General features: G+C 45.3%; 8 protein-coding genes. 5 read left to right on the forward strand and 3 right to left on the reverse strand.

Going from position 1 to position 9115, the window contains the following annotated elements:
- The first annotated feature begins 62 nt into the window (after nucleotides 1-62).
- Genes DV872_RS06865 through DV872_RS06880 form a run of 4 tightly spaced genes read left to right on the forward strand, consistent with a single transcriptional unit; the run spans nucleotide 63 to nucleotide 4139 of the window.
- On the forward strand, nucleotides 63-1115 hold the full coding sequence (locus DV872_RS06865) for a polyprenyl synthetase family protein (RefSeq protein WP_114629114.1): 1053 nt from the start codon (nucleotides 63-65) through the stop codon (nucleotides 1113-1115).
- Nucleotides 1116-1148: 33 nt separating this feature from the next.
- Entirely contained in the window at nucleotides 1149-2711 is a 1563-nt protein-coding gene (locus DV872_RS06870) for a hypothetical protein (RefSeq protein ID WP_114629115.1), read from the forward strand.
- Between the two features lie 59 nt (nucleotides 2712-2770).
- Nucleotides 2771-3430 (forward strand): rhomboid family intramembrane serine protease, encoded by a 660-nt coding sequence (locus DV872_RS06875; RefSeq protein ID WP_114629116.1) that lies wholly within the window; start codon nucleotides 2771-2773, stop codon nucleotides 3428-3430.
- A 43-nt stretch (nucleotides 3431-3473) separates the two neighbouring features.
- Nucleotides 3474-4139: a hypothetical protein gene (locus tag DV872_RS06880; protein WP_114629117.1), complete on the forward strand. Its 666-nt coding sequence runs from the start codon at nucleotides 3474-3476 to the stop codon at nucleotides 4137-4139.
- A gap of 10 nt (nucleotides 4140-4149) precedes the next feature.
- On the opposite strand, the gene DV872_RS06885 is transcribed toward DV872_RS06880, so the two are convergent.
- Together DV872_RS06885 and DV872_RS06890 are read right to left on the reverse strand one after the other, a co-directional pair.
- Nucleotides 4150-5325 carry a phosphoglycerate dehydrogenase gene (locus DV872_RS06885; protein WP_114629118.1) on the reverse strand — a complete coding sequence of 392 codons (1176 nt, stop codon included), beginning with the start codon at nucleotides 5323-5325 and terminating at the stop codon, nucleotides 4150-4152.
- A gap of 50 nt (nucleotides 5326-5375) precedes the next feature.
- Nucleotides 5376-6005 carry a hypothetical protein gene (locus DV872_RS06890; RefSeq protein WP_114629119.1) on the reverse strand — a complete coding sequence of 210 codons (630 nt, stop codon included), beginning with the start codon at nucleotides 6003-6005 and terminating at the stop codon, nucleotides 5376-5378.
- 152 nt (nucleotides 6006-6157) lie between these two features.
- On the opposite strand from DV872_RS06890, the gene DV872_RS06895 reads away from it, so the two are divergent.
- Nucleotides 6158-7495, forward strand: coding sequence for a cyclic nucleotide-binding domain-containing protein (locus DV872_RS06895; RefSeq protein WP_114629120.1), 1338 nt, complete (start codon nucleotides 6158-6160; stop codon nucleotides 7493-7495).
- A gap of 263 nt (nucleotides 7496-7758) precedes the next feature.
- Here the strand turns inward: DV872_RS06895 and DV872_RS06900 are convergent.
- The coding region (locus DV872_RS06900) for a transposase (RefSeq protein WP_114629121.1) at nucleotides 7759-9115 on the reverse strand (1357 nt) is incomplete at its 5' end.

The raw sequence follows: 9115 nt of genomic DNA on the forward strand, positions 1-9115 counted from the left end.
TCTATAATGGGTTTAAGAAACTGCAGTCAAACCCTGCAGGTATTATCAGCAAGGGGACGAATATGGATCAGTATAGCCAGAGATTGGAAAAAATTGAAGAGGAACTGTACAACCTGATGCCCCGGAAGGCCGGAGATTCCTGGCTCACAGGAATGACCGATTCTCTTTCTGCTGATGTACCGCCTTCTATGATTGACCGTTTCCATGCTCCGGGACTGGAACTCCTTGAACGGGGAGGGAAACGCTGGCGCCCCCTTGTGATGGTTCTGTGCTGCGAAGCAGCAGGCGGCCGGGGAGAAGATGTTTATCCTCTTACTCCCCTGGTGGAGATGGCTCATAACGGAAGTCTGATTGTAGATGATATCGAAGACAAGTCTGAGGAGAGACGCGGTAAGCCCGCTGTTCATCTACTCTACGGTGAAGATCTCTCCATCAATGCGGGAAACCTCATGTATTTTAATGCCACCGCTCTGATCCGTCATCAGCAGGATATGGATGATTCTCTGAAATATAAAATACTGGATGCCTACTGCGACAGCCTGAGGCGTCTTCATTTCGGGCAGGGTCTCGATATCCAATGGCACAACGATCATAAGAGCGTACCAGATGTTCCCGTATACCTTCAGATGTGCCGCTTCAAGACTGGTGCTCTGGCTCGTTTTGCAGCCTATGCAGGCTGTCTTATGGGTGGGGGGGATCAGGAACTCTGCCAAAAGGCGGCTGAGAGCTGGGAGAAGGCGGGAGTCGGTTTTCAGATACTTGATGATGTGAAAAACCTGACCACAGGAAATCCCGGAAAACACAGAGGTGACGATATTGTGGAAGGGAAGAAAAGCCTTCCTGTTATACTCTTTCATCAGCAGGCGGGAGACAGGTTCAAGGATTTTGCAGAGTTAATGGAGAAAGCCGGAGAAAAGGGAATCGATAAGGGTGTGGATGAAGTGGAAGCCGCAATTTCTATGCTGGAGGAGAGCGGAACCATAAAGGGCGCCGGAGAGAAAGCTCTGCTTATGCTTCAGGAATCACTCTCCGAAATCAGGACACTATTTCCGGATAAGGCATATTCGGCACTTCAATGCGGTATTATTGAGTCCTTTATCGAGAAAATGCTTTGATGTTCATTTTATTCAGGGTATTATTATTTTAATATGGCAACAATTGGAAAAAAGCTGTGGCAGAAACTGGCTGCAGCCTGTGAGGATTCCAGAGAAGATAAGGCTGCCGGTCAGAAACTTTTTAAAGAGTTTACCCGGCATGGATATATCCACCTCTCTCCGGCTGAGAAGGTAACCCTCTCTTCCGGGGCAGTATTCGATTTCTATCGTCGACTCTCTCTTGTTAGAACAGCGTCCAGTCCAGTTGTGCGTCGTCGTGATGACCGCTGGCTCAGGGACGGAGATTTTCAGTTTATCAATCTGCAGGACTACGGTTCTTTTTTCAAAGTCCTCATGGATATTCCCCGCCTGCGGAATGACTGCCTTATTTTCTATCCAGTCACAGATTGTAATCCTGCAAGGCCTCTGCATCCAAGAAGTCACTCACAGCTTGACCGTCATCTGTCAGATCCTGTTCTGGACAGTCTGGGGCTGACTTTGGAACAGCAGTTTCGTCTGCTTGTGGCAGCCGCCCATCTCTGCGGAAAGAAAGCCGGCTATTATCTATCGCCATTAATTGATCCTGTCTCGGCAGTTATCTACCGAAAGCCCGAGTTCTTTTCATGGAATACTCTATCCGGCCGTTCTGTGGACAAAGCCACATTGCTGGCAGAAGTACACGCACTTGTACAAAATGAGCACGGGAGGAGCGGGGTTTATGATTACTCCCGGCTGAAAGAACTTGCCGGCAGTGCCGACCTTGCTGTTTCGGATACTGATGCTGAAGATGGAGCTGTATGCTTTGATTTTGAAGAAGCCGGTGCCCTCGCTTATTTTTCCAGGATTTTCGGTGGACTGCAGATGCAGTTTGCTCTGGACTTTGTCTATCTGGCTCTTCCTCATGATTTTTCTGATGGACAGATTCAGAAGGTCTACAGCGCCATCAAGGAGGCTGAGGGCTGTAAACGTTATACGGGTTATGTCCTGGAGCTTTCTGAAAAACAGAATTATCCTGAAGAACCTACGGAGCCTGTTGTTCTGACCAACAGGGAGAAGGATCGTTTCCCTCTGGATGAAGAATCGATTCATACATGGTTTCATCAGCTTGGAAATCTCTTTGAAAAGAATAAGGGACGGCGTATTCCTGTGACCCAGGGAATTCTTCTGGCAAAGGGTGAATCCTCGAATAATTCTGATCTTCTGCGTAGTCTGTTTCTTTCCCGTTTCAGCGGTGTTACCCTCTTTCGCCGTCCCCTTGTACTGCAGCGCGACCTGACAGAAATGCAGAATCGCATGGAAGATATATATCAAAGATATAAAATTGTTCTGGAGAAGGGTGAGCTCCTCCGTGTTGTCGCAGATGAGACGTTTGCCTGGTGGATTATCAATGAAAAGGGAAGACTTCTTATTCCTGTTATGTCTCTGAATAATGCTGAGAATAAAAAACCTGTGAAGGTAAAGATTGATTACAGCAGTATCACAGGGCGGAATGGAATTCTTTCTGTCGTGGATTATGATTTCTCTTCAAGCCAGGGTAGTTTGTTTCTGTCTGCTGACAACACCCTGACCATATCAGATCTCAAACCGGGCTCTGTCAGATTGTTCTCGCTGCAGTAAGTCTTTTATCGCAAAACAAAATAATTGATCTTTTCGGTTGCTAGCAGTACTTTATAAGAATGAAAAATAAAGCCCGGGGAATCAGAAAACCCTTCCCCTATACATTTAATAATATTTCCCTGATTCTGATAGGGATAAATATTACCGTTTATTTTCTGACAATGATGTCACCAAGGCTGACAGTTTATCTGTCTTTGAATCCGGTGCTCTTTTTTCGGGATCATTTTTATTGGACAGCTCTGACCTATATGTTTGTTCACGGAAGCATGAACCATATTCTTTTCAATATGCTGGGGCTCTTCTTTTTCGGACCACAGCTGGAAGAGCGGATGGGAAGCTGGGAGTTTCTGACCTACTATTTAGCGACGGGTCTTCTGGCGGGACTTATGTCTTTGGGGGTCTATTTTCTGACGGGCAGTACCAATGTCTTTCTTATGGGAGCCTCGGGAGCACTCTTTGCCATCCTTCTGGCATTTGCCGTGTACTTCCCTTTTTCCAAAATTTACCTTTTTGGAATTATCCCCATGCAGACAACCGTAATGGTTTCTCTCTATGCGGGTATTGAAATATTCTCTCTTCTTTTCGGAGGCCGGGGGAATATAGCTCATGGAACACATCTTCTTGGACTGTTAATCGGTTACCTCTATTTTATGATCCGTCTCGGGACAGATCCTGTAAAGGTTTTTAGAGATTCCAGAAATAATCCCTGGAAAAGGTAGGTCCTATACGAAGAACCTGTGGCTTGCTGCGCTGCTTTTCTGCATGCTGACAACATCTCTGTCAGCTGCCGATCCCTACCTCTCCCTCTCTCTTGAAATAAACTATTCGGCTCTCGGTTTTGCCACCATGATGAAGCCTTCTGAAGATAATAAAGCGATCTTTCCCGACGGATATGACGAGATTCGGGAAGAGGCTATTGAGATTCTCCTGGAAGATGCACGATGGATCTTTTCCGGTATGCTCTATGGCTTCGATTTTCGATATATTCCCGGAAATGCTGATCAAGGATTTGATGAGCTCTTTAAGCTGGAGCCTATCCATCAGATTGAGCGGGGTGATCCGGCTCTTGAGGTTTATCAGGTTGATGATGACTATGAGAATATGAGGATTCTGTTCTATTTCTGGCCCGATGAGCATCAGTACAGACGAATGGGGATTAGCAGGGGAGGAGGCTTTCAGGCTGCAGCAGCAGCCGGTGGCATTCCCATGATGCTGGAGGGAGCCAGAATCCTGTCAATGGAAGAAGCTGTAAAGCAGGCTCTGCGCTCTGATCTGCGTTCCCTTATTTATAACCGGCCTCTTGAGGTCGGAGGTGTTGTGTATCTCTTTTCTTCTCCCCGGATCAGCATCTGGGCAGGGGAGTACAGAAGCAGTCTGGGGATACTCTATAAGAGGGACGAGCTTAAGACCTTCCCTCTTAATTATTGATATTTAGTTTTCAGTCATCCAGAGGTGGGATGGTTCTAACCATCACTACCCCGTCGATGCCTTTCAGCTTATCCAGCAGTTCCTGTGTTACCGCATTGTCGATATCGATGATATTGTATGCGATATCATTCATATGTTTATTCATCATATCCTGAATGTTTATACCATTGTCTGCCAGCATGGTAGAGATCTGCCCAACCATATTGGGTATATTTCTGTTGGCGATTAAGAGGCGGTGGCCTCCGCTGTAATCCATGGCACAGGAGGGGAAGTTTACAGAGTTTTTGATATTTCCCGTTTCGAGGAAGTCTTTTGTCTGTTTTGCGGCCATTACTGCACAGTTTTCTTCGGCTTCAGGAGAAGAGGCTCCCAGGTGGGGGATTGTTATGATTCCGGGATTTCCCAGCACTTCTCCATCGGGGAAGTCAGTAACATAATGGCTGATTTTTCCATCTTCTATAGCTTTCTTAAGACTGTCGTTGTTGACCAGCCCTCCTCTGGCAAAATTGAGGAGACGGGTGGCGGGTTTCATATGTTCAAACTGCTGTGCATCAATAATGCCTCTGGTTTTATCAGTCAGGGGAATATGAAGGCTGATGTAGTCGGATTTGGCAATCAGCTGATCCAGTGATTTAGCTTTGTGGACAGAGGGAGAGAGCCCCCATGCAGCGTTGATGGAGATAAAGGGGTCATACCCGGTTACTTCCATTCCCAGGCTCTGTGCCGCATTGGCTACAAGAACCCCTATGGCACCGAGTCCGATGATTCCCAGTTTCTTGCCCTGTATTTCGGGTCCGGAGAATCTGGATTTTTCTTTTTCTACCAGTCGGGAGACCTCATCTGCGGGATTCAGACTCTGTGTCCAGTTGATTCCGTTGATGATGTCTCTGGAAGAGAGGAAGAGGCCGGTGAGAACCAGTTCTTTTACACTGTTGGCATTAGCGCCGGGGGTGTTGAAGACGACGATTCCTTCTTCGGTGCAATAGTCGACAGGGATGTTGTTGACTCCGGCGCCGGCTCTGGCGATGGCCTTGACCGTGGAGGGGATCTCCTCTGTGGCGATCTTGTAGCTGCGCACCAGAATGGCATCCGGATGGGTCATATCTGAGGCTGTTTCAAAGTCTTCACGTGGAAGACAGTCCAGGCCTTTTGTAGAAATCTTGTTCAATGTCTGTATGCTGTACATCTCTCTCATCCTTACAGGCTGCAGCAGGTTTAACGCTTCAACCGAATTATTTATTTTTCCACCCCGTTAATACGGGAAACAATACTTAGAAAACCGGCTGTAAGATCAGCCTGATGATAAAAAATATTTTCCGGGACCATTAACGGGCAGCTTGTCAGGTTGATGATCCCTTCAGCTCCACCCTCAATCATCCGCTTAAGGATACGTTCGGGATCACTGCTCTCGCTGGCCAGTATCCCGACCCTGATATTCTCCCTCTTGAAGACCTCTCTGATCTCATAGGACGGGTGAAGAGGAAGAAGGGATTCAGTTCTCTCGATCCTGTTCTGGCTGCTGTCGAAGGCAGCTGTAATAATAATTCCGGGAAAACTGTCTGGATTTTTCAGAAGCACGGCACCCCAGCTGTCCAGCCCGGCAAGACCTGCACTTAGTTCCTGCTGCAGTTTCAGTGTTACCTTCAGTGATGTAGTCAGTTCTGATACTCTGTAACCTCTGCCTGATGCAGAACAGCCAAGGGCATTAAGATCCTTGCGGATGTTCTCAGCACTCGTAGCGATAAGATTTCCCAGTTCTCCTGAACTCAGAACTGTCTGTTTCCAGTCTTCATCCATTCTGTCCAGAATAATAAAGAGTCTTATCATTCTGGTATGAGAGGCTCCTGACAGCTTTTCCCTGTTCATTCTGATCTGATAATAATAGGGCTCTGAATAAACAGCAAGGACAAACTGTGAAAATTTTCACAGTTTACATTTTTTTATTATTGAAAAGCTGACTTTTTCCATTCAATTTTATGGGTCTTTGGAGCGATACTTATACCAAAGGGCCATTATAGATGAACACAATAGTTACGATTTGCAGCGACAGCATTATCAATCAGGGAATTGAACGGGTAATTCAGAATGAATTCCCCGGAGATTACAACCTCCGTTTCACCGACAATATTACGGACGCACTGGATATTCTCAACTTTGAGTTACCTGAACTGACGATTCTTCATCTGTCGGATAAGGAATTGGATCTGACCTTTCTCAAGGATAAGATCGTAGAGGATTCCTGGCTTCATAGTTCGGGGATTATCGGGATCTACGATCTCGGACGTCATGAAGAAGCCCGACTTCTAGACCAGTTTCGCAGTCTCAATCTTCTGACCCTTTTAGACTATTCACGTATCCGTACTCATTTTGCCAAAATCCTTTCCATCGTCTATGCCAACAGACAGCTGATTTACCAGAATGAACTGGCAGATAACATCCTTGATAAATTTTCCGGGGCCTTCAGTATTTCAAATTCCGACTATTCGGTTGTTTCGGTATATACAGGACTTCTGTCGATCAATATGGTCCGTTCCGGGCGTGTTACAAGTGAAGAGCGTTTTAAGCTGCAGATGGCTCTGTCCGAATTGATTCTCAATGGAATCGAGCATGGCAACTGTGGTATCACTAAAGAAATGAGGGATCAGAAGCTGTCAGAGGGCGGAAGCCTGATAGAACTAATTCAGGAAAAGAATCTTGGTAAGGATATCCGCCGGAAAAAGGTACTCCTTGAATGGATACTAACGGAGAAGGAATCCCGTTTTGTCATACATGATGAGGGTGAAGGATTTGATGTTGAAGCCTATAAGCGCTCACTTCAGAATGCTTCTTCAGATAATCTCAGCAGCCGTGGTATTCTATTATCCCGTATCGTAGCCGACCGTATTCTTTTCAATAAGAAGGGAAATCAGGTCACAATGGTTATGAATCACAGACATCTGCATGAGCGTCTGACACCAGCCGGATTTTCAAGCGAAGAGATGCTGATTGTTAAAGAGGGTGATATTGTTGTGAGATCGGGTGATCCCGGAGATTCAATATTCTATATTTCAAGCGGCAGCTATAAGGTCGTTCACCATGGACAAATTGTAGGGCGGATCACTCCGGAAGATGTATTTCTGGGAGAGATGGCTTTCCTTCTGAATAAGGATAGAAGCGCATCGGTAATTGCAGAGACCAGTGGAAAGCTGATCCGGATTCCCCGAAAGTCATTTATCAAGGTGCTGAAACAGTATCCTCAGTATGGTCTGTTTCTCAGTCGTCTCCTGGCGTCAAGGCTGAAAAGAACCAATGAGTTTATTGTCACCTCTCTTGGAGATGAGGATGAAGATGAATCAAAGAAGGATCTGACTATCTGACCCTAATTCCGATTGATCCGGATTGTTTCTATTAGCAATAATGCAAAAAAAAGGGGCTGTTGCAAAAGTAAAATTGCAGCAGCTCTTTTTTTGGTCCACAATCCTTTCCTGAATATTCTTATGTTAAATCTATAAACAGCACCTTAGTTTGCCCCTGTGTCACCAAGTTTTATCATTATCAGTAGAAAATTCATGTATTATTGAGGATAGTTTCACTGTCAAAAGTAGATTGAGTCGTCTTTTTATGATGATACCAGCTGATACTATGCTGTTTCTTCAGAAATCCGATAATGGAAAGGCTTTCCGATCTCATTACGGGCCAAACGATTTCCTAAACGGATTGCATTCATAGCTAAACACATTATAAGCCATTCTGTATGAACACCGCTCATCCCAGAGTGTAAAAATCTTCGAAAAGACCAGTTTGCTTTTATCTGAGCAAAAGCTCCCTCTGCCTGAATACTTCTGTTGACACGAATCTCAGAGCCTTCATCACTGGTAATCAGATTCAAGGCCTGCCGATGATATTTGGCTAGCTTATTATTCACCTGGACCTGTTTGTAGGGAGCCTTGCTTCTTTTCATGCAGGCTGAGCGTGTGGGACAGGTTTTACATCCTCTTCGACAGCGGTAGATATGAGTGGTTGTCTCATATCCATACTGGTTTTTGCGGGTACGAACATATTTGTGTTCCAACTTCTTACCCCTGGTACAGATAAAACAGTCCTGATCAGCATCAAATGTCATATTCTCTTTTTTACCGATATCTTTTCTGAATTTACGTTTTTTCTCCTGCTCATATCCCTGAGGCTTGATATAGGCCCTAACACCCTGTTCTTCCAGATATTCAAAATTTTGCTGACTATCATATCCACTATCTGCACAGTACTTTGAGTACTTCCAGGTTAAAGACTTATGCATATGATCTATGGCTGGAATCATGGTGGCATAGTCTGTACGATCGGCACTAGCTAAGCTTCCGACAATGTAACCGCTATCAACCAGGACTTGCAGATTGTAGGCGGGCTTGAGTTGGCCGTTTCGCATATAGTCATCTTTCATTCGCATAAATGTTGCATCTGGATCGGTTTTACTCATACTGTTCCGCCCGACCATCGAACTTAGATAATCCTTGTATCGATTTAATTTCTCTTTGTACACAAGCGCATCCCGGTAAAGTTTCTGCACCTCAGAAATACGATGCCCACGCCCAGTTCTTTTAGGGATCAGATCTTTTCCTGTACCTTTTAACTGTTCAATCAAGGTATCCAACCCATAATCATAATCCTTAAAATCTAAAGTCCAGCCTAAGTGGTTGTTTGCTTCTGATAAAAGGATCTCAATATGTCGATAAAGCTTATCCAAGTTTTTACTTGTAGCTTTCTTCCAGACAAAACTGTAGCGACCTGCCTTGGATTCTACCTTAGTACCGTCCTGATAGATGATATCCTTGGATAGCTCACCCAGTGAACCAAGCCGCTCGATAACCTGGAAGAACAGTCCATCAATGGCATTCCCGTGTCGCCGAATAAATCGATCTATAGTTGTGTGATCAGGAGCCTTCCTTCCCTGAAGAATCTGGGTTAAAAACAGATCCCTTTTACATAGGTGCTCAACTTGC

The sequence above is a fragment of the Oceanispirochaeta sp. M1 genome (genome assembly GCF_003346715.1).
Lineage (GTDB): Bacteria > Spirochaetota > Spirochaetia > DSM-2461 > DSM-2461 > Oceanispirochaeta.

Excerpts from the sequence above, each read along its gene's own strand:
- DV872_RS06865 (WP_114629114.1), top strand. The coding sequence starts at position 63 with ATGGATCAGTATAGCCAGAGATTGGAAAAAATTGAAGAGGAACTGTAC.
- DV872_RS06870 (WP_114629115.1), top strand. The coding sequence starts at position 1,149 with ATGGCAACAATTGGAAAAAAGCTGTGGCAGAAACTGGCTGCAGCCTGT.
- DV872_RS06875 (WP_114629116.1), top strand. The coding sequence starts at position 2,771 with ATGAAAAATAAAGCCCGGGGAATCAGAAAACCCTTCCCCTATACATTT.
- DV872_RS06880 (WP_114629117.1), top strand. The coding sequence starts at position 3,474 with ATGCTGACAACATCTCTGTCAGCTGCCGATCCCTACCTCTCCCTCTCT.
- DV872_RS06885 (WP_114629118.1), bottom strand. The coding sequence starts at position 5,325 with ATGTACAGCATACAGACATTGAACAAGATTTCTACAAAAGGCCTGGAC.
- DV872_RS06890 (WP_114629119.1), bottom strand. The coding sequence starts at position 6,005 with ATGAACAGGGAAAAGCTGTCAGGAGCCTCTCATACCAGAATGATAAGA.
- DV872_RS06895 (WP_114629120.1), top strand. The coding sequence starts at position 6,158 with ATGAACACAATAGTTACGATTTGCAGCGACAGCATTATCAATCAGGGA.